Raw genomic sequence first — 19,171 nt, forward strand, 5'->3', positions numbered from 1 at the left:
TCTCGCTCATGTTCCCGAACGCCCCCCTACTAGCGTTGCTACGCCAGTACTAAACCGGAGCAGGTCCCATTGATCGATTGTGTTGGTTGCCGCCAAAGACATTGTATCTCTCAAGGCCTTTTCGGACAGCAGCTGACGCAAGAACCCCGCAGCGGTCTCAACACTCCCTGGCGAGAACACAAATCCGGATTTTCCATGCTCGACGATTTCGCCAGCAACGCCACACCGGCTGGTTACGACGCAGGGAATGCCCAAGGCCATCGCTTCGTTCACGCAGAGACCCCATTGATCGTACTCTGATGCCAGCAGCAGGGCCTCGGATCGCCGATAGAAGATAGGCATAATGCTGTTCGGAACGTCTCGAAGGTGACACATCATGTTATCGACCCCGAGCTGCTTTGCTGTCTCCGAAACCGCTGCTTCCTCAGGCCCCGACCCGATAAGCACGAAGCGAACACCGCACTGTGGAGCGCCGCTGGCGGCATATATGCGCAAAGCCACGTCGACCCGTTTGCGACTGACGAGCCGACTGACACAAATGACATATCGTTCAGGCAAAATGCCTTTGCGGAGAAGAAACGGAGCCCGCCGCTCCAGCTTGGCAGCTTGAGCTCGAAAGAACGTGTTGTCGATCACGTCATAACCGATTTCAATCGGCCGGCTCATACCGAGCGATCGAAAGTACGAACGGTGCCTAGCGCCCGCGACGAGTGCGCCATCGAACAGGCGAAGCAAGCCGGCCTTGATCCATTCGGACCAAGCACTGCGCTCCTGATCATCCGCTTTGCTGTCCGACATGAAAAATATAGGCACGCTGTTCACCTTGGCAAAAAGCAGCGACGTTAACGCCAACTCGTCAGAATAGCCGATCGTAAAGATGTGGCTTGGACGAGCCATCTTCAGGGCGCGCCAGAGAGAAAGAGCCCTCTCCCGCTTACTTAAACTTCCGATAAGCTTGATACAGCGGATTGCATCCTTTAGAGCCGCAGCTCGTCGCTGCCTGTGTGCATAGAAAGCGGACGATCTCGATGCCTCAATCGCGACCAGCTCGTGGCCAGCCAAACGCAGCCGCTCCTGACACGACGAGAGCCTACTCGCATGGTAGTCGCCAATATGATTGATGACGAAACAAACTCGATGAGTCACTTGGGGCAAAAGCTATCCTCGCAGGCTGAGATCAATGCCAAGACTTCAATCGGGTTAGGCCGCCTGCTAAATAGGCCCCCACCGCCTGCAATGGATTGTCGGGGCGGTAAAACAGCCTCCTCGCCTGCTTCGCAATGACCAAGCACATGATCACATCAAGAAACGCGACTGATAACGCGGCACCCGTCGGACCCATTATTCGAGAACAGACAAAAGTTACAGGCATCGTCAACGCGCTAAGAAGGAGAAATGGGAAAGCAAACCCCGCATGGCGGTTAATCGCCAAAATCAAGTTCGAGAGGGGATTCCAGAAGCCCCCCAGCACCACCGTCAGCGCCATCAGAGCGACTAACTCCCGGCTGGGAATAATGAGTTGGCGAGTCCAGAGGGCTATCAGCTGAGGACCGAACAGGACTAATAGAATCGCGAATGGCAGCGCGACAGCCAACGCCACGCTTACGGTTAACAGCACAATGAGAAACTCGCTTCGTCGGTCCTTCCGTGCGACGGCGGCCGAAAACTCGGGCATGATCGCGTGTGTGAGCAACTGCGTGAGCTGAATGCCGATTCGCGAGAAAGTTCTTGTCGCGGTGAAAACCGGCACAGCCGCGCTGGAGAGCGCGGCTCCGAGAGCCAGGGTTGTACCCTGAAGGAATGCGGCCTGACCAAGCGGAACCGCAAGCACCGCTAGAGCAGGCTTGAGGAGGCCAAGCGCCTCTACTCGATCGGCCTTTTCAAAGCCGATCTTCAGCCAAGGAACATTAATCCTTAAGAGGAGGTTCTGGACCAAAAGCGCAAGAAAGCGCGCCACAACGAGCGTCACAGCCGCATACTCAGGCCCATAGCCCAGGACGACTACGGCGACCATACACACATTCTCGAACAAGATAGTATTAGCAGACCAAAATGCTCCCAGCGCAAATAAGCCAGCGCACCTAAACCCAGCCATGAAGATGCTACCCTGAAGAGAAACAATCGCGTACACGATCAGTAGCGAAAGCGTAACGCGTGTAGCGCTGGGCGTCATCGACGAGAAACCTGGCCACACTGCAGAAGGAATACCCCAGACAATCAACAGCGCTCCCAAGACCGCGAGAAGCGACGACGCCAAAATGACAACCCAAGCACTCTGAAACACGCGAACTGTGTCAGCGTGTCTTCCGCGTGCAGCAAGCATGGTCATCTGATTGCCTGCAGCAGTCGCAAATCCCAGGTCGCTCACAGAAAGGAAACTTGGAACCGCCGCAAGAATGACCCACGCTCCATATGCCTCTACCCCCCAATGAACAGCCAGTACGGGCACGATGAGAAGCTGTACTCCAGCAATGACCAGCTTGTCATAGACGTTTGCGGCGACGCCGATGCTCACACGCTTAAGATTCACCGGCGCTCTCCTCTAAAAGGGACAGGGCGCGCAGCACAGCGGCAATACCGATCGAGTTCTCGATAAGAGCCAGAGCCTCCACAAAAGCTCTGGTACGCTCCTGACTAGTCGAAGCGAATATCAGCTTTGCCGAGGGAAAGCCTGCATGCAGAACAGTGAAAAATACCGCTATCTCGACCGCAGCCAGATCCAAGCGCGCCGATGTTGCTAATGGCACTGCTATTCGGCTGATCTTGTCGCCAAACGCAGCATCCGACTTTTGCAATGCAAACCCAGCGCTAGCAATGCTATGCAGGAAGTGAGGCTTAGAAAGCCCTGGACCGTCGAGCTGGAGATCACACGGCCGCGCCGCAAACTGCGGTACAAAACCGGATGGGAGCATCGCATCGAGGCCGCGATCGAAGCATCGACCATTTGCGTACCCAATCTCCACCGCGGCGCCCCGACGCTTCTCTTGCTCGAGAACTTCGACAGCGGATCGTATCAACTCTACAGAAGGTACTTCGTGCAGGAACAAATAGTCCAAGCGCTCTCGGCGAAGACGGCCACGCGTCCGATCCAGAGACTCTCTTATCGCTACCGGCGAGTAGTCGAATCTATGCTGATGGATGAAGGCTCCCCGAGATTGCGGAGCTGAGGTCGGACCAGAGCGCTTTGGTCGCTCCAGCATTAAGCGCTTGAGAGCGCTCGCGTAAGTGCGAAGGATCGCGTGGTTTGGCCGAACCGAACCGACTTTGGCGGAAAGGAAGACATCACGAAGCCCCGAAACAACATTCCCCACAACGTTTTCCGCCGTTCCCATTCCGTAGGATGGCGCGGTATCAAAATGGCGGATACCTGCTCGCAGACAATATTCGATTAAGCGAGCGGAGTTTCGCTCATAAGCTCCTCCCTTCAGCCTCGCGCACCCAAAGACGATCTGTCCATCCAACATCAGATTTGTCCAAGAGATTTTGCCAACCTCATACCGAAGGCGATTGCCGTCAGCGTAGGATTTGCGAAGCTTCCGGAAGGAAAGGTCGCAGCGCCGGAGACGTAGAGATTGTCAGTGCCGAACACCTTCAAATTCCGATCCACAACAGCCTCCTCGGCATTCTCGCCCATACACGCGCCCCCCATATGGTGATAAGAGTCGTGGCAGCTGGTCAGAAAAGTCTGGTCTTCATCGAGGATGCGGGGATCGATTTGAATCTCGCCCAGACCAGATGCGCGAAATTCTGCATCGATCGCCTTGCAGACTTCGTTGGCAGCTCGCATTTCCCGACCATCGAATGCCCAGTGGAGAGCAATCGGAGCATCATCTGGGTGTTGAGACGCATCGAGCCTTATATAGCTCGCCGCGGTAGGAATTTGCTCGATTTCGAGGCCGAGAAATACGCCGTTATCGAGCAAACTGGTCGCGCGGCGTTCGATCAGGTATCGCCAGGCAAGCGGGAGCAGAATGCGAGCCATTTTGCTGGCATCATTTGCTGCAGCCAGCGATTGCCGCCATTGCGACAAGTCGACGATCCGCCGCGCCAACATAAGCGAATCTCGAAACAGCGAACCTACACCATTGGGTGTGTTGATGGTGCCCACGCAATTCGCAATCTTCATTCTCTCGGAAAAGTCATCTGTAGTGCGAATTTTCACACTATATTTATGCCGGTTGTAGAACACGTGATCAAACAGATCGCGCAGCTGATTCTGATCCTTAACAGCGATCGCTCCTGCAATTCCGTGCAAATGGTCGATGAAAAACTTTCCTACGTTCTTATTATGTTGAAGAGGAGAGCCGGGCGTTTCGACGGCGCGCAACAGGAGACGCACCGCCTCAAATGTGCCGTTGGCGAGAACGAGCTGCCGACAGGCGAGGCGGCAGACTTCGCCGCCGGCAATGGCAACCTCAAGTCCGCGAACACGACGCCCCTCCTCGAACAACAGGCGCTTCACTTCCGAGTTGGTGACTATCTGCGGCCCCTTTGGGTCATGCAACCAGCGCCTAAAGAGCCGGCTGAAGTCAGGCTGCGGCAGCCAGAGATTCATTCCCAACGTTAGGTCTTTTCCAAATTCGGGAAGTCTCTTTGTTACGGCTCGCCAAACGCGTTCCGTGTCTTGGACCCCCTCTCCCACGCCCAAGATCTCGAAAGCTTCACTGAAGAACGGTTGGATCTCGGCGTACGATACGGGCCAATGTTTCTTGCCATCGTAAGAGCGGCTCTCGAAGTCCTTTGCTTCGAACGGCACCAATTGTCCGCCCCAGAGGCGGGTTGTTCCTCCCAATGCCTTCATTCTGCCTTGGCGCAAGCCCCGATGCTGCAAGCCATAATTGATTCCTTCATTCGACTGGATGTAGTCGACGCTGGGAGACGTATCGCCTGCCTCTAGAACGACGACTGACTTGCCGAGTTGTGCCAGCCGAATTGCCAACGTGAGTCCGACGGCTCCTGCGCCGACAACTATGACGTCGGCCTCCAATTGATCAGCACTGCCGGAAAGCTGAGATCCGTCGACAATCATGACTCAACTCGTTGGCGCAGCAACGATGTTCGCCGCGGTCGGGCGTACAAGCACGACGACCCATGCGCTCCGGAAAATCCGAATACCTTCCTCAGTTTCGCCGGAAGAGGCCAACATCGTCATGCGCTTATCCGGGACAATGACGAAGCCAAGATCACTCGCAAAAAAGAAAATGAGAATGATCGATAGCGACACCCATGGGCTGCACACTTCGTTGCCCAGTGGAATATCAAGATCGGCACGCGCAAAGGCTGTATGCCCGCAATCATGGGCTGGTTATACGCGCACGCTTCTACCTCCAGGGCAGCGCAAAAGCTTGAGGACCGCTTCATTAATGTTCTCACCGTCTCCATAGGCGATCGTCGCGATCGACACCCGGGATTCCCACCTCGAAGCCATCGCGCGATAAACGGCGGGCTAAGCTCTCTCGGCTGGCGATATCGGCCTGTTCTAATCCCGCAAGGAGCGACGCGCGATGTTCCCATCCGATAGTGGTCAGGTTGATAGCTGCTGCGTCAATGAAGTCTGAGTCAACCAACTCGGAAAATTCGGAAACGACGGCCTTCTGCGTTACATCGCTCAACAGCGCAAATACCGCCAGGGCCAGCCGATTGCGTCGGAGCGCAATCCACCCCTCATGCGGCCCGGCGATATAGGACTTTTCAATAAGACTGATGTACGCACGGTCAAACCCATTGCGGGCTGTCTCAACTGAATACAGCATCAGCCAAAGGAATGCGCTAGATGGGGTGGCCGAAAGCGCAGCCCTGAGCCTGCGCTCCGCGCCACTGATCTCGCGATCAAACTCGGAGCTATTGCTCTGGGCGGCCATTTGGCCCGTACTTAGTCCCATCAGCGCCTGGGCTTCATAATACTCGGGTTGCACTATGCCGGGAGGAGGAGCAGCCTCCATTTGGGAAAGCATCTCCGGCAAGACTCCCGGCTTGAAGCGCTCCTCCGCGATGATCCGCGCCGAAACGTTACGGGCTGGCCCAGTTAGCCGAAACGACGGCAAGGCAGCGTAAGACCAAATGACGCCTAGCAGACCGCACAGCAGAAAATGGCTGCGAAGGGTCGTTACTGCCAGCCAGTGAGCGCTATTCGACATACCCATAACGGGCGTAGTATTTCTGATAGTAGTAGCGGCCGTGATAGGACTCGTACCGCGCGAGGGCCTTGGTGTCAGCCTTGTTCAGGACGACGCCGAGCAGCTTGTCGTGGATCTCCGGCGCATTGCGCAGATTGTGTCGCACGACATCTATCTTGGTCTTGCCCCACTCCACTACGAAGACGTAGGAATCGACGAAGGGCGAGGTGACGCGCACATCCACCACCGGAGCCATTGGCGGCATGTCCAGCACCACGTAATCATATTTCGAGCGCAGCAGGCTGACCACCTCGTACATGGCTTTGGAGGCCAGTATCTCGTTGGTATGCAGTAGCTTTGAGGTGGTGCCGGCCGGCAGCACCGCGAGCCCGGTCTGCGGGTCGAGGCTGACGGCATCCGGAAGCTGAACCTTCTGCCCGACCAAATCGACCAGCCCGACTTTCGCGTCCGGCCTAAGCGCGCGCGACAGCGAGGGGTTGCGCAGGTCGGCATCGACCAGGATCACCTTGGCGCCGGAATGCGCCATTAGCTGCGCTAGGTTAGTGGAGAGCGTGCTCTTGCCCTCGTTCGGCAGGGTCGATGTCACTGCCAGCACGCGGTTTTCCCGCACGATAGAGTTGAGATCCACCGCCACCTTCAGCGAGCGCACCGCCTCGGAGAAGCGCGACAGCGGATTGTCGACGACATAGCGAAGAAGATCGGGCTGCGGATTGCCCTTCCTGGCAAGCTTGCCGCCCAACACTTTTTCGCCAAGTCCCTGCGCAGAGACCGTGTTGCCGAGCGCGGGCAGGATGGCGATGCAATTGGCCCCGAGTTGCTCCTCGACCTGAGAGGTCGTGCGGAACACCTTGTCTGTGAATTCGCGCGCCATCGCGGCGCCGAAGCTCAGCAGCATACCCCCGAACAGACTTACGGCCAGGATGATCGGCGTCTTCGGGTAGCTCTTCACCAGCGGCGTGGTCGCCGCGCTAATCACCCGCGCCTCGGTGATCGGGAAGGATTGCTGCTGCACACTCTCCATGTAGCGCTGCAGGAAATTATCATACATGGCCTGGTAGGACTGCGCGTTGCTCTCAAGCTCGCGGAGCTGCACCTGCGCCTGGTTGGTGAGCTGCGATTCCGAAACGACGTTGGCGAGGCTGGTCTTGATGCTTTCTTCGCGCGTCACCGCGATGTCGTAGTCGCTCTTGTAGGATTCCTGGATGCGCTTCAGCTCATCGATGATGTTCTTCTTGATCTCGGCCATCTGCCGACGCAGATTGACCGCGGCCAAGTGATCCGAACCGTATTTCATCGACCAGATCGACTCCTTGGAGGCCAGGTCGACATATTGCCCGCGCAGTTTGACAATGGTGTCGTTCTTCAGCGCGTCAGCCACTGAGGCATCCGGAATCTCTTGCTTGAAGATATCGTTCAAGCGGTCCAGCCGCGCCTTGGCTTCGGCGGTCGCCGCATGCGCCATGATCAGCTGACTGTTGACCTCCGCAAGCTGCTGCTCGTTCATCAGCCCCTTGCCGGTGGCGATGATGTTGTTGGCGGTCTTGAAATCGACGACCGCCTTCTGTGCGGCGGAGGCCTGGGTGCGCAGCTCCTTGATACGGTCCTGGAGCCAGACGCTGGCGCGACGGGTCGCCTGGTACTTCGCCTCGAGCTGGTCGACGATATAGGCATCCGCAACGGCGTTGGCGATCCGCGCTGCTTTCTGCGGGTCCCGCGAGGTGAAGCCGATCTCCATCACATAGGTGAGGCCGAGCCGCTTGATGGTCCGATTCTTCTCGAACTGCCCAAGCGCCTTGCGCGTTAGCTCAAACTCGGACGGGACGCGAGTTGATGAGAACAGGCCCGTCGCTGCCCCAATGATCGTGCCGAGCAGGCCGCCTCCGCTGCCGGTGAACTCGGGGTCCTCAATCAAATGCAGGTCGCGGATCACGGCGAGGCTGATGTTCTCCGATTTCAGGATCTCGACCTGCGTCTCCACCGTCGCGGAATCGATTGCGATGTCACCGAGCACGGATTGCTGCTGGAACAGCTGCACCTTGCGGGTGTCGATCACCATCGAGGCTGTCGAGGTGAACAGCGGCGCGGCGGTGAACAGATAGAGCAGCGCCAGGATCACGCAAGCCGAGACAATCGCGACCATGGTCGGGAACTGGCGCCTGATAATGTCGAGATAGGAGGTCAGCGTCTGCGACGCCGAGCCGTCGGCCTCGGCGAAATCACGGTTGATCTCCGAGGTCGGCTTGTTCACCTGCAACATCTAGCAATTCCTGAAAATGGATCGATGTGTCTTATTGGGATTAATGTTCGCCGAAAGCCTGCATGCGTCCGCAGCAAACCTGATGCCAAAGCCCGCGCTCCGCGAAACACTAGCACAATCCCGTCCGCAATTGAACGCGCATGATGCAGCGCACAGCTCCGCTTGCACGACATTTTGCATGAAGCTTAACGGCCCAAACGTGAAAGCGGCGCTCGATGGCGCCGCTTTGGTTAGGTCGTGAAGGAGGCTGCGCGGAGGCTTTTCGTCTCCGGGCAAATACGGGTCAGCGCGTGCTGATCCGATTCGCGGCGTTGGTCGTGCCCGTCACGCCGGCCGTTGCGTTCGGCGAGACCGTCGTCGCATAGTGCAGGCCACCGAAGGTCGGTGCGCCGTTCGCGCTGCCGCCGGTGTTGCCGGGATTGCCGACCGGTCCGCCCGAGCCGGAGCTGCCGCCGCCGCCGCCACCGCCGGTCGCGGCGATCGCGACGTCGCCGGTCGCGGCCTGGTAGGCAGCGATCACGTCGGCGTTGCCGGTGTTGGCGATCGCGCCCTGGATCTCATTGGCGAAAGCCTGGTCGCTCGACGCCGCCATGCGGGCGACCTGGGCGAGGCCGCCGACGATCGCGCGCATCTGGTCCTTGGTGGTCGCGGGATCCTTCAACAGCGCGATCAGGCCGGGAAGCGTGGTCGGATCGGAGGCGCCGAGGTCGCGCACGCGCGAGATCAGCTGCGGGCCACCGGTCGGATATTGCTGCAGCAGGCTGTTGGGGGAAGCCTTGAAGTCGGAAATGACGGTGGCCGGCAGCTGGCGCTGCGGCGGGTAGACGGCGGCGCTGGCGGCCGACGAGATCGTCGCGGCGAGGGCCACGGCGGCAGCCATGCGAAGCGCAATCCTGATAACGCTCATAAATCAACCTCCAAAAAATCAGCTGCCCCGATGTGCTTCCTCGGCCCGGGCAAATGGCTGTGCAGTGCGGAACCTAACCGAAGAGAAAAGAGCTGTCCACTTATTCTAAAGACTTCGTAAACGACGCAACTGCTTCAAATCTAGACACTTTTGTGAAGCTGAGGCACCGGGCTCGGGGCTGCGTCCGCGGTTGTCGGACGACCCTCGCCTCGCCGGCTGGTAGCGCCCGCCTCCGCCATCGGCCGGGCCTCCTTGGTGCGGAAGGATTGCGCCAGGCCCGCGCCGAAAAGCGCAAAGAATGGAATGCTGTAACCGGGCACCTGAAGCGTGAAGTCGAGGCACGAATGCAGCAGCGACAGCGTCGCGGTCGCCACCGCCGCCAGCGGGATGATGGCATCGCGCCGGCGTCCGAACACGCCCCTGGCCAGCACCAGCAGCATGATGGCCCAGCCGAGCGCCACCAGCAGCGCCATCGGAATGCCCACCTCGGAGGCAAGCTCCAACGGCGTCGAATGCGCGGCGTCCCAGATTCCGCGAATCGAGATGTTGGGGCTGCGATACGGCGGAAAGGCCCATTGGAAGGTGCCCATGCCGGTGCCGAACCAGGGATTGTCGCCGATGATCCGCAGCGTCGATTTCCAGGCCTCGATGCGGCCTTCGTCGACCAGGCCCTGGCTGTCGAAGCGGCTGGAGACGCGGCCGCCGAGCAGCTGCAAGAGGCCGAGCGCGACGGCGAGGCCCGAGCCCAGCGAGATCCAGATGCCGGTGCGCGGCGGCAGGTCTTTTCGGAGGAAGAGCGTGAACGAGACGATCATCGCCAGCAGCGACAGGCCGACGCCGGCACGCGAGGTCGTCATGAACATCGCCATCAGGCAGATCAGCAGGCAGCCAAGCTGCGGCAGGATCTCTTTTGGCGGGATCGTGCGCACGTCGAGCGACAGGCGTTTCCATTCGATGTGCCGCTCAGGAAGCCGGCGGCGGACATCCTCCAGGATCAGCAGCATCCAGATCACCGCGCAGGAGCCGAAATAGGCCGCCGCGGTGTTGCGGTTGATGAAGGTGCCGGTGACGCTGCCGAGATACGCCGTCTTGTCCCGCCACAGGATCATGGTGGGCTCGATCAGGAACGAGAGCACGCCGTAGAGGGCGTAGGCCGCACCGGAGATCGCGATCACCCAGAGCAGGCGGCGGGCGCGATCGCGGTTCGCTCCGACAGTGATGCCCAGAACGATCGCGAGGATGTTGGCGAGCGGCGCGCCGAGCGCGAAGAACGCCTCGTTCTTCACGATGGAAGCCGAAGGAGCGATCGGCACGCCCAGCAGATCCGCGGCCTGCTTCCAGATCGGCTGGAATGGCGCAATCCAGGGATGGTCGGAGAGCTGCTCGTGCAGCACGAAGGCGTAAGCCGCAACGATCACGCCGATGCCGGCGAGCAGCCACAGATGCGGTGCCCGCAGATCGCGCGTCGGCGCGACGATCACCGCTACCCCGAGGCACAGGCACCAGAACGCGATCGACAGATCATTGGTCGAGCCGAACGGGAACGGCGCGCCGGCCACCACAAAGAACAGGATGAAGGTCGCGGGCAGGCTCCATGACCAACGAATCCTGAACCAGTCTATGTTGGGAGGCCAAAGGCGCATCGTGCTGTCTTAAGGCGGGCCTTGCTTGAGCTTAGAGGAAGCAATCGATCGGATAGATCTTCAGATCCACGTTGAGGCGGCTGTTCCGGGTCTGCGCCCGGAATGCCAAGAATACTCCAAAGCTATCACTGCCCGGATCGAGTTTTATTCCAGGGGTTAATTCGTCGGGCGGGACCAGGACGCCGATGTGCCGGTTGATGGCGGAAATCTCGATCCGCCCCTCCCCCTCGCCGAAATGCCCGCCGAGCTGCGTCACCGTGACTTTGGGCAGGCCACGGCGCTGATGGCAGACCTCCTCCTCCCATAGCTTGGTCTGCTGGACCAGCGGCTTTCCCGCACCATCGGGGACAGCGATATCCGGGAAGGACGGACGCAGCATCCCGAAGAACTTGCTCTCCTTGGAGTTCGCCGACAGCCGGACCGTGAAGGACAGCTCGCCCTTGGCGCCCTTGAGGCGCGACAAGACAGGAGCGTCAGGCTCCGCGGAGACCATCACGTCGATGCGGTGGCGGACGCCTAGCTCTGCAGCAGCGCCGAGAGCCTGCCCGAGCGGTGCAAGCCCGAAGCCGACGGGGACGAGAGCCAAAAGACGGCAAAGTGTCCGAAAGCGCATGAAGCCCCTTGCAACAATGCGGGGTGACCGATGATCGGCGCGCCGTGCCCAGTGGCGCTTTGACCCAATCCCGAATTGGTAGCGGCAGCAGAACCGCTTGCTAAACGAAAATGGCACCGGGACAAAGCCCCGGTGCCATCGCTTCTGGTCGATCAAGTCGGCCTTTACGGCGCCAGCTTGACGTTGTTGCGGAAGATCAGGGCGTCGTTGGAGAGATTCACCGCATCCGAGCCGGTGGCCATGATCACGCGCAGGAACTGCAGGAATTTCGTAACTTCGACGTTGCGGGAGTTCGAGACGTAGATCACGTCGCCGTTCTTCATCATGACCTTGGTGGTAAGGAAGAAGCCGCCGGGATCGCGGAGGTTCACGTTGAAGATGACCGGAACGGTCTCGGAAGTGTACTTGCTCACGTCGATACCGAGCTGGGCCGCAACCTCGCGCGGCTCGCGGCGATACATGTACACGGCGGCCGGATCGGCTTGGCCATCGAGAAGACCGCCGGCCTTGCCCATGGCTTCGCCGAGGTTGATGCGCCAGGCATCGAAGTTGAACTCGCCGCTCTGGCCGCTGGCGCCGAACGCCAGGAACTTCTGCTGCTCGCGATAGACGTAGATGCTGTCGTCGGGGCGAACATAGACGTTGTTCTCGGGCGCCATCACGAGATTTTCGAACGGCACGGTGGCCCGCCGTCCGCCGCGCTCCAGCATGACCCAGGTCTCGAAGCCCTGGCCCTTGATGCCGCCGGCGCGGGTGATCGCATCGAGCACCTTGTCCTTTGCGCCCGCCGCGCTCGCGGGGTAACGCGCCGGCGAATTGACTTCGCCGAGCACGCTGATGAGCTGGGTGCGCTGCGAGGACATCGCGACGACCGCCTGCGGCTCGATGGCGCGGTTGCCGATCTTGTCGATGATCGCGCGCTGGATCTGCACCGCCGTAAGCCCCGCGGCCTTGATCTGGCCGGCATAGGGCACCGTGATGAAGCCGTCATTGTCGACCGACTGATCCGGGATCGTCACATAGTTGCCCGGGCGGACGCCGGCTTCCGCCGGAATGAACAGACCGCCTGCCGCGGCTTCGAAGATAGTGACGCTGACGACGTCGCCGATGCCGAATACGATGCTGGCCGGCGGCCGCTTGTCCGTGAACGCCCCCGCGAGCCCCTTGGGCTCATGGGTGTGCAGGATCTTCACCGTGGCCGGATTGAGCGGCACCAGCTCGTAAGCGGGAGCGTTTTCAGTCTGAATCTTGTTGTTGACGTCGTCCGTCAGCGGACCCGAGCCGGGATTGGTCGAGCACGCTCCGAGCGCCAAAGCGGCCATCAGGAGCGCTGGCTTGAATAAATAAGACTTGGCAAAGGAATGCATGAATCGCGCGCCCCAAGAGACCCCAATTAGCCCTGATTGGTACGGCCTAGGGGGTGGTGCGACAAGGGTTCCCGGTGGTTAATGGAGCGATCGGTCGGCTACTGTTGCGTGCGGGCCACTCTTTGGGGCTTGGTTTAACCCTTTGTGACCATTTGTTGTATTTCGTGTGCCCGGTCGGCGAGCAAACCGCCCAACTCAAGGGCTCCGTGTGTCGAGCGCGAGGCTTCTTGACCTCTGGCCGCTCTGCTAAGTCTGGGCCGTTAAGGATAGGAACTCCCATTGTCTGGCCTCCTTCTTGTCCCGCTGTTGGCAGGCTCCCTCCTTGGCGCGGCTGATCGCCCCTGGGGCTCTGCTACCTCCTGCGCTGGCAGCGCGCGGTCCTCGTGCCAGGGCGCACCCATTGTCGAGGTGGCCGCCCCCTCCTCCGTCTGGAAGTTCAGCCGCACGCAAGGGGGCAAGGATGGCGAAAGCTTCGCGGCCATCACGAAGACCGCGGATACCACCCAATCCGACCCGGACTTTGCCGGCCTCATCGTCCGCTGTGCGCCAAAGGGCAAGATCGACGTGCTGGTGGCCCTGATCCGGCCGTTCCCGCCGCGGAGCCACCCCAAGGTCACCATCGCCGCGAGCGGCGGCGGTACCCTGACCTTTGACGCCAGCATGGCGGCCGCAGGCGCCGCGGTGCTGCTGCCCGACGAGGTTTCGGCCTTTGCCGCCGGCAAGTGGCAGACGACGGCCTCGCTGTCGGTGGTGGTCAGGGAAAGCGACAGCGAGATCAAGGGCGTGGTGGCCCTGAACGGCTTGCGGGAGGCCTATCATTCGCTGCTGGCAAATTGCAGCCAATAGGCCAAATTTAGCCATACAGCTTAAGGGTCTTTTTAGGGTGGGGAACCTAGGGTCCGAAGCACGGAGAGTGTTTCGGATGACCGCGCTTTTGATTTTCAGCTTTCTCGTAGGTGCCGTACTGGGCCAACGCTTTCGCGTCCTGGTCCTGCTGCCGTTGACCTTCGTCATGGTGCTCACCGCCGTCCCGGTCGGCTTGATGCTCGATCTCACGTTGCTCGAGAGCCTCAAAGGCGTGGCACTCGCGGCCATCGCCCTTCAGGGCGGCTATCTCTTCGGCTCGGCGGCGCGCTTTGGCCTTGCCGCCGCACGTGCCGCCCGCGTCTTCGGCCGTCCGATCAAGGCCACCCGCTGATCTCGCCGATCAACGCCGCGACGAGCCCGCGCGCAAATGGCCCAAGGTTCACGGTTTAAGGTTTAAGCGTTGGACCGAGGCAGGCCTCTGTTTGAAAACCACCCGCTCGCTTGTATGGTGACCTGACCGTTTCAGGATTCCCTTCGAGCGCGCCGTTTGTCCCTCGCTTATTTTGCCCTCATCGTTTCCATCGTCTCCGCTTCCGCTCTCGAAATCGCCGGCGCCAAGTTCGGTGCGTATCTCGGGACGATGGCCGCCGCGCTAAGCTTGTTGGCGGCCACCACGAGCGCGCGAAAAGCCGATTACGACCACTATGTCCGCGCGACCTCCTGGGGCCGCTGGATCCCGATCGCCATTCCGCTGTCCATCGCGGCCCAACTCGCCCCTCTTCCACTGAGCTTTGCCCATCCGATCTGGGCCAGCACGCACGATGCCGTAGGTGGCCTGCCGTTCGGACCGATCACGGCCGATATCGGCCTGACCGTCAGCGCGCTGCTGCTGGCGCTTGCGGCGATCTCGTTGCTCGGCGTCACCATCCTGGTGGTCCGCAACCGCAGCCGTGCCGAGCTGGTTCTCTTTGTGCTGAGCGGCGTAACCGCGGTCTCCGCCTTGATGTTGGACCTGCATCGGCTGTCGCCGGCGCTTGCGGCGACCGTTCCCGCTGATCTCACGGCAACCATGGCCGGCCTCGGTCTCATGCTCAATCTGGCGGTGATGCAGCTCGCTGCCGAACGGGCCGAGACGCATCACTCGGTCCTTCGCTCGGTGGCGATCGGCCTTTGCGGGCTTATGGGCACACTGGCAAGCGCGCTTGCGGTGTTCGGCCTGTCGGGCACGAACAGCGCGATCGCAGCAAGCTTTGGCATTGTGCTGATCCTGCTGATCCTCGTCATTCGCAGGCTCGATCTATCACCGCTCGCAGCGGGCGCCTTGTCGGCCGCCGCCTTGATCGGGGCTGCGATCGTCCTGTCATTCCTGTTCGAAAAGGGCTCCGGACCGGTCCTCTTGCGGCTCGTCCCGGATGTGGGGGCTGAAACGCGGGCCGCGCTGGAGCGGATGTTGACCGACACGCGCTGGTTCGGCGCGGGCGCCGGGACCTTTGCTGCGGTGGGCCGGATCTACCAGAGCGATGTCGGAGCCGCTTTGACCGCGCCGTCGACAGCCACGGCGGTCTTTGCTGGCACGGGATGGATCGGCCTGGCGGCCGCTCTGGCGGTGAGCTCGATCGCGCTGTTGCGCCTGTTCTTCGGCGCCTTGCAGCGCGGACGCGACTCGTTCTTCCCTGCGGCCGCCGCAGCCTGTGTTTTGTTTGCGCTGGTTCAGAGCTTCGCAGGGCCCGGATTGCTGCGGCCCGCAGCAATCCTGTGCCTTGCAGTGATCGTGGGACTGGGGCTGTCGCAGAGCGTCAGCCAATCCGGATCACGATAGAGCGCGGGTGATCAGACCGCGCGATCGCCGAGTGAGGCCCAATAGTTCGGGTTCTTGGGCGACTGAATGCGGACCCAGCGATAGGGCTTCTTCGACCACGGCAGAATGTGGCCGGAGAGATTGTCCAGCACGAGATCGCCGGCGAAGGTGCGAACCACGACCACGAGATGATGCTCGCCCCAGGTGGTCACGACCTCGCTGAGCAGCACCGAGCGCGCCGGAAAGCCCTTGGCGATCAGTTCGTGGCGTTTTGTCACAGCGTAATCGTTGCAGTCGCCGCTGGTCGGATGCAGCAGCCACTTCTCGCCGCGCAGCCCTTCCAGATTGGCCTCGGGACGGATGGCGGTATTGACCTTCTGGTTGACCTCTTGCATCTGCGCCAGCCGCTCCGCCGTAAGCTTCAGGCGCCCGCCCCTGAACACGATGTGCTGCGGCCGCGGCTTGCACTCGTCCTTGTACTTCAGGCAAAACAGCGTGAACGCCATTGGCGCCAGCGTCGGCTGGTCGAACTTGATGTACTGGATGGCCCCGCGCAGCCCCAAAGGCGCACCGACGAATGCGGCTTCAGCGCGCTGCTGCACCCCCGCAGCAACGACGATGGCGGCCACGGCCGCCAGGAACTTTACAACTTTGCGCATGTCGCGCTCCCCGTTCTTGTTGGGGAGACGCTACGCGGGACGTCTTGAAATACGGCTCAAAAGCCGCGCGATCCTTTAATCAAAATGCGGGCGCCTTGGTCGGAAACAATTAAGAATACCGATGTGTGACTTGTTCTGCTAAGAGCCATCGCGACGTTCCGCTCGTGACGCTGGAAGCGATTCGACCGACCTGATGGGCCTTTCCTCACGCTTTCGAAAGAAGACCAAGCCTCGGCTTCCCGACGGCGTTCGCGTCTATGCCATCGGCGACGTGCACGGCCGCGCCGATCTGCTTCAATCGCTGTTAACCGTCATCGACGTCGATCTGGCCCGCTCGGCCCCCGAACGGGCCATCCAGGTCTTTCTCGGCGACTACGTCGACCGCGGCCCGGACTCGCGCGCCGTTCTTGATCTGTTGATCGAACGCTCGAAAACACACGAGACGGTTTGCCTCAAGGGCAACCACGAAATCTTCCTGCTCGAGGTCCTCAAGGATCCGGCCCGCCTGCAGGAGTGGCGCCACTATGGCGGCCTCCTGACGCTGGTCTCCTACGGCATCACGCCGACCATGAATCCGTCCGCGGAGCAGCAGGTCGAGCTGATCGAAGGACTGAGGCGCGCACTACCGCCCGAGCACCTGGCGTTCCTGCAGCAATTGCCCTCGTCTTTCACCTGCGGCGACTTCTTCTTTGTCCATGCCGGCGTCAAGCCTGGTGTGCCGCTCGAGCGCCAGAAGGATGAGGACCTGCTCTGGATCCGCGAGGAATTCCTCGCGTCCGAGGAGCGCTTCGGCAAATATATCGTCCACGGTCACACGCCGGTCAGCGTGCCCGATATTCGCCCGAACCGCATCAACATCGACACCGGCGCCTATGCGACCGGAAACTTGACGCTGTTGACGATCCAAGGTGATAGTCTGCTCGCAATTTAAGAGCCCTGCTCTCGTTTCAATCCCGTGCTCGCTTCGCCCTCACAGGCCTCGTCGATTTCACCATGAACCGCATGTTCCTGCTTCGCGTCATCGGCATCTGCACCGCGATCGTGCTGGCGCTTCATGCCGGCATAGAATTCTACGGCGATCTCGTCCGACCGAACTTTCGCGCGAGTGATTTGTTCTCGGGCGAGATTCCGCCCGAGAAGGCCAAGCTGGCCGCCGGCGGTGTCTTGGCATCGGTTTCGCTGGATGGGGACCTGCTCGCGAACTACGCGGCGGCACTGGCCGCTGACGTTCTGCACCGTCCTTCAACCGATGCGGCCGGGCGGGCCAGCGAGAACAAGGCCGCCCAAAGCGCCGTCGTCGCTGCCTTGAAAGTATCACCAATCAGGCCCGCGCTCTGGCTCACGCTCGGCACGCTGCAGGCGCAGGCTGGCGAAGCGGCGACGCCGGCTGTGAAGATGTCCTACTTGACCGGATCGGTGCCGATCGACGTCGCCTTCGCTCGCGTCCGGACCGTGACCTCGGGCGCGGCTGCAACGGACGAGGAGATCAAGCTGCTGGCGCAATCCGACATCCGCGCAGCGCTTGCCAATCGCTCGCGTTACGAGCCGCTGCTGATCGCGGCCTATGTGCAGGCAACTCCGCAAGGCAAGGCGCTGCTGCTCGACACCACGAAAGTGACCGATCCCAAATTCAACGAGATCTTGCGGCGGTACTGAATTTCAGCGCACCGATTTCGGGTTGACCGGCACGAAGTCCTGATCGCGACGCGGTTGGTCGGATCGCCCCTGATAGACGAACATGCCCTTCTTGGTCGTGACGATATCGCCTCGCTGCAGGCTATCGTCTCGGAGAAGGCGTTCGGTCGCGACAAGGTCCGGATCTTCCGGAATCGGCTTGTAGAGCTCGGGATGCTCCCGCCGCTCGCGCGAAGCTTCCTTGGCTCGGCGCCGTGCGTCCTCGATCCGCTGCCGCCATTCGTCGCGCGTCACTTCCGGCTCGCTTGGTGGAAGATAGTCGTTGATGGATGGCTCCGGCTCAGTCTGAGCACGACATGAGAGCGGGTAGGCAGAGAGGGCGAATCCGACAGCGGCGGCCACGGCCGCCTGAACCGGCGCGCGCCCGGATATCCAGCGATCCGATGTGGACTTGCGGCGAATGTATCGCACTCCGATGACTCCCAAGCGGGCCGAGCAGCATCCAGCGGCCCCCTCAACTTCATCTCATGCGGCTGCCAATTGCAAGATTTTAGGAACGCTGCGCCGTCCCATCAAAAGTCGAAAACAACCCCATGCACAGTAGCCGGCGCCAACCATTTCAATCAGTTACGCCTTTCCCGAAATCCGATTTGATCCGTCGGGCAAAACAGAGGTAGGATGGCAGGATCTGGAGAGAGCCGACCGGATGATCGCGCTTTCCGAGATCCACGTGTGATGAGCGGCTCAAAGGCAAACAGCTGCGTTCCAAGACCTCGTTAAATCGTCGCCGTTAGATTTCGGCATAAGCTGGTGGAGTTGCCGAGAATGCGTACAAGACCGGTATTGCTGTCAGGTGTTGTCCTCGCGGCGTCCGCCATGTCTGGCCTCGCGGCGCAGGCGAGCCCCATCTGCATCAAGGAACGGACGCCGTTCGCGTTGTCGCACGATACGGTGAAATGGACGATGTCGATCGCGCCTGGCGCGGAGTGCATCCAGGGCCTGCGCTGGTCGTACATGCAGATCTTCAAGGTATCGGTCGTGAGCGGGCCATCACGGGGACAATTGGCGGTGGTTGGGTCCGGCTTCCGCTATTCGGCAGAAGCCGAGGCGCCCGGCAGCGACAAGTTCACGCTGCTGATCTCGGGCAAGAACCGTCAGGTTGCGGGGACATCGACACTGGAGGTCGAGGTCAATCCGCAATAGCCGGCCCTGCGTCTTGGCGGTGTTCAGCGCGACTAACGGCGGCTCGAGCCACTGCCCCGGGTTCTATTCCCGTGATAGGGTCGGGCGTATCCGCCGCCCCTCGTCACGGGGGGCTCGATCCGGCTCGGGATGTTACGCGTCGCGT

Annotated in this window: 18 protein-coding genes; 6 read left to right on the forward strand and 12 right to left on the reverse strand. The window is 60.8% G+C overall.

From position 1 onward, the window contains the following. Window positions 1-6: 6 nt before the first annotated feature. The 10 genes from XH81_RS29745 to XH81_RS29790 all read right to left on the reverse strand — a co-directional run bounded on the left by XH81_RS29745 (window position 7) and on the right by XH81_RS29790 (window position 12,924). The gene (locus XH81_RS29745; protein ID WP_271596481.1) at window positions 7-1,062 is read right to left on the reverse strand and encodes a glycosyltransferase; all 1,056 of its coding nucleotides are present in this window, start codon (window positions 1,060-1,062) and stop codon (window positions 7-9) included. A 115-nt stretch (window positions 1,063-1,177) separates the two neighbouring features. Further along, window positions 1,178-2,530: a lipopolysaccharide biosynthesis protein gene (locus XH81_RS29750; protein WP_271596482.1), complete on the reverse strand. Its 1,353-nt coding sequence runs from the start codon at window positions 2,528-2,530 to the stop codon at window positions 1,178-1,180. Continuing rightward, window positions 2,520-3,464, reverse strand: coding sequence for an aldo/keto reductase (locus XH81_RS29755; RefSeq protein ID WP_271596483.1), 945 nt, complete (start codon window positions 3,462-3,464; stop codon window positions 2,520-2,522). The genes XH81_RS29750 and XH81_RS29755 overlap by 11 nt, the downstream gene beginning before the upstream one ends. Then, a complete protein-coding gene (locus XH81_RS29760; RefSeq protein WP_271596484.1) occupies window positions 3,464-5,029 on the reverse strand; it encodes an FAD-dependent oxidoreductase in 1,566 nt (521 codons plus the stop codon). The genes XH81_RS29755 and XH81_RS29760 overlap by 1 nt, the downstream gene beginning before the upstream one ends. A 340-nt stretch (window positions 5,030-5,369) precedes the next feature. Next, complete coding sequence (locus XH81_RS29765) at window positions 5,370-5,954, reverse strand: hypothetical protein (RefSeq protein WP_271596485.1); 585 nt, start codon at window positions 5,952-5,954, stop codon at window positions 5,370-5,372. Between the two features lie 172 nt (window positions 5,955-6,126). Continuing rightward, window positions 6,127-8,394 (reverse strand): polysaccharide biosynthesis tyrosine autokinase, encoded by a 2,268-nt coding sequence (locus XH81_RS29770; protein ID WP_271596486.1) that lies wholly within the window; start codon window positions 8,392-8,394, stop codon window positions 6,127-6,129. A gap of 283 nt (window positions 8,395-8,677) precedes the next feature. After that, complete coding sequence (locus tag XH81_RS29775; protein WP_271596487.1) at window positions 8,678-9,301, reverse strand: hypothetical protein; 624 nt, start codon at window positions 9,299-9,301, stop codon at window positions 8,678-8,680. 140 nt (window positions 9,302-9,441) lie between these two features. Next, window positions 9,442-10,944, reverse strand: coding sequence for an O-antigen ligase family protein (locus XH81_RS29780; protein ID WP_271596488.1), 1,503 nt, complete (start codon window positions 10,942-10,944; stop codon window positions 9,442-9,444). A 31-nt stretch (window positions 10,945-10,975) separates the two neighbouring features. After that, the gene (locus tag XH81_RS29785) at window positions 10,976-11,713 is read right to left on the reverse strand and encodes a hypothetical protein (RefSeq protein ID WP_271596489.1); all 738 of its coding nucleotides are present in this window, start codon (window positions 11,711-11,713) and stop codon (window positions 10,976-10,978) included. Between the two features lie 8 nt (window positions 11,714-11,721). After that, the gene (locus tag XH81_RS29790; protein ID WP_028142326.1) at window positions 11,722-12,924 is read right to left on the reverse strand and encodes a polysaccharide biosynthesis/export family protein; all 1,203 of its coding nucleotides are present in this window, start codon (window positions 12,922-12,924) and stop codon (window positions 11,722-11,724) included. A 408-nt stretch (window positions 12,925-13,332) separates the two neighbouring features. On the opposite strand from XH81_RS29790, the gene XH81_RS29795 reads away from it, so the two are divergent. The 3 genes from XH81_RS29795 to XH81_RS29805 all read left to right on the forward strand — a co-directional run bounded on the left by XH81_RS29795 (window position 13,333) and on the right by XH81_RS29805 (window position 15,550). Next, window positions 13,333-13,770 carry a hypothetical protein gene (locus XH81_RS29795; RefSeq protein WP_271596490.1) on the forward strand — a complete coding sequence of 146 codons (438 nt, stop codon included), beginning with the start codon at window positions 13,333-13,335 and terminating at the stop codon, window positions 13,768-13,770. 76 nt (window positions 13,771-13,846) lie between these two features. Continuing rightward, window positions 13,847-14,122, forward strand: a complete 276-nt coding sequence (locus XH81_RS29800; RefSeq protein WP_038949593.1) for a hypothetical protein — start codon at window positions 13,847-13,849, stop codon at window positions 14,120-14,122. 156 nt (window positions 14,123-14,278) lie between these two features. After that, window positions 14,279-15,550 carry a hypothetical protein gene (locus XH81_RS29805; protein WP_038949592.1) on the forward strand — a complete coding sequence of 424 codons (1,272 nt, stop codon included), beginning with the start codon at window positions 14,279-14,281 and terminating at the stop codon, window positions 15,548-15,550. 11 nt (window positions 15,551-15,561) lie between these two features. Here the strand turns inward: XH81_RS29805 and XH81_RS29810 are convergent, their stop codons facing one another. Further along, window positions 15,562-16,188: a transglutaminase-like cysteine peptidase gene (locus XH81_RS29810; protein WP_038949591.1), complete on the reverse strand. Its 627-nt coding sequence runs from the start codon at window positions 16,186-16,188 to the stop codon at window positions 15,562-15,564. A gap of 193 nt (window positions 16,189-16,381) precedes the next feature. Between XH81_RS29810 and XH81_RS29815 the strand changes: the two genes are divergently transcribed. Together XH81_RS29815 and XH81_RS29820 are read left to right on the forward strand one after the other, a co-directional pair. Beyond that, window positions 16,382-17,119, forward strand: a complete 738-nt coding sequence (locus XH81_RS29815; RefSeq protein WP_028142321.1) for a metallophosphoesterase family protein — start codon at window positions 16,382-16,384, stop codon at window positions 17,117-17,119. Between the two features lie 62 nt (window positions 17,120-17,181). Continuing rightward, window positions 17,182-17,844 (forward strand): hypothetical protein, encoded by a 663-nt coding sequence (locus tag XH81_RS29820; protein ID WP_028142320.1) that lies wholly within the window; start codon window positions 17,182-17,184, stop codon window positions 17,842-17,844. 3 nt (window positions 17,845-17,847) lie between these two features. Here XH81_RS29820 and XH81_RS29825 read toward each other — a convergent pair whose 3' ends face one another. Then, complete coding sequence (locus XH81_RS29825) at window positions 17,848-18,294, reverse strand: hypothetical protein (RefSeq protein ID WP_244439147.1); 447 nt, start codon at window positions 18,292-18,294, stop codon at window positions 17,848-17,850. Window positions 18,295-18,699: 405 nt separating this feature from the next. Between XH81_RS29825 and XH81_RS29830 the strand changes: the two genes are divergently transcribed. After that, window positions 18,700-19,026 (forward strand): Ig-like domain-containing protein, encoded by a 327-nt coding sequence (locus tag XH81_RS29830; RefSeq protein WP_244439148.1) that lies wholly within the window; start codon window positions 18,700-18,702, stop codon window positions 19,024-19,026. Window positions 19,027-19,171: the final 145 nt, after the last annotated feature.

It is taken from the genome of Bradyrhizobium sp. CCBAU 25360, assembly GCF_028128695.1.
GTDB classification, from domain to species: domain Bacteria; phylum Pseudomonadota; class Alphaproteobacteria; order Rhizobiales; family Xanthobacteraceae; genus Bradyrhizobium; species Bradyrhizobium ottawaense.

Bases quoted from the DNA above. Each gene is read 5' to 3' on its own strand.
- XH81_RS29780 (WP_271596488.1), bottom strand. From the start codon at position 10,944: ATGCGCCTTTGGCCTCCCAACATAGACTGGTTCAGGATTCGTTGGTCA.
- XH81_RS29775 (WP_271596487.1), bottom strand. From the start codon at position 9,301: ATGAGCGTTATCAGGATTGCGCTTCGCATGGCTGCCGCCGTGGCCCTC.
- XH81_RS29755 (WP_271596483.1), bottom strand. From the start codon at position 3,464: ATGTTGGATGGACAGATCGTCTTTGGGTGCGCGAGGCTGAAGGGAGGA.
- XH81_RS29800 (WP_038949593.1), top strand. From the start codon at position 13,847: ATGACCGCGCTTTTGATTTTCAGCTTTCTCGTAGGTGCCGTACTGGGC.
- XH81_RS29765 (WP_271596485.1), bottom strand. From the start codon at position 5,954: ATGCTTTCCCAAATGGAGGCTGCTCCTCCTCCCGGCATAGTGCAACCC.
- XH81_RS29770 (WP_271596486.1), bottom strand. From the start codon at position 8,394: ATGTTGCAGGTGAACAAGCCGACCTCGGAGATCAACCGTGATTTCGCC.
- XH81_RS29820 (WP_028142320.1), top strand. From the start codon at position 17,182: ATGAACCGCATGTTCCTGCTTCGCGTCATCGGCATCTGCACCGCGATC.
- XH81_RS29790 (WP_028142326.1), bottom strand. From the start codon at position 12,924: ATGCATTCCTTTGCCAAGTCTTATTTATTCAAGCCAGCGCTCCTGATG.
- XH81_RS29830 (WP_244439148.1), top strand. From the start codon at position 18,700: ATGTCTGGCCTCGCGGCGCAGGCGAGCCCCATCTGCATCAAGGAACGG.
- XH81_RS29760 (WP_271596484.1), bottom strand. From the start codon at position 5,029: ATGATTGTCGACGGATCTCAGCTTTCCGGCAGTGCTGATCAATTGGAG.
- XH81_RS29815 (WP_028142321.1), top strand. From the start codon at position 16,382: ATGGGCCTTTCCTCACGCTTTCGAAAGAAGACCAAGCCTCGGCTTCCC.
- XH81_RS29810 (WP_038949591.1), bottom strand. From the start codon at position 16,188: ATGCGCAAAGTTGTAAAGTTCCTGGCGGCCGTGGCCGCCATCGTCGTT.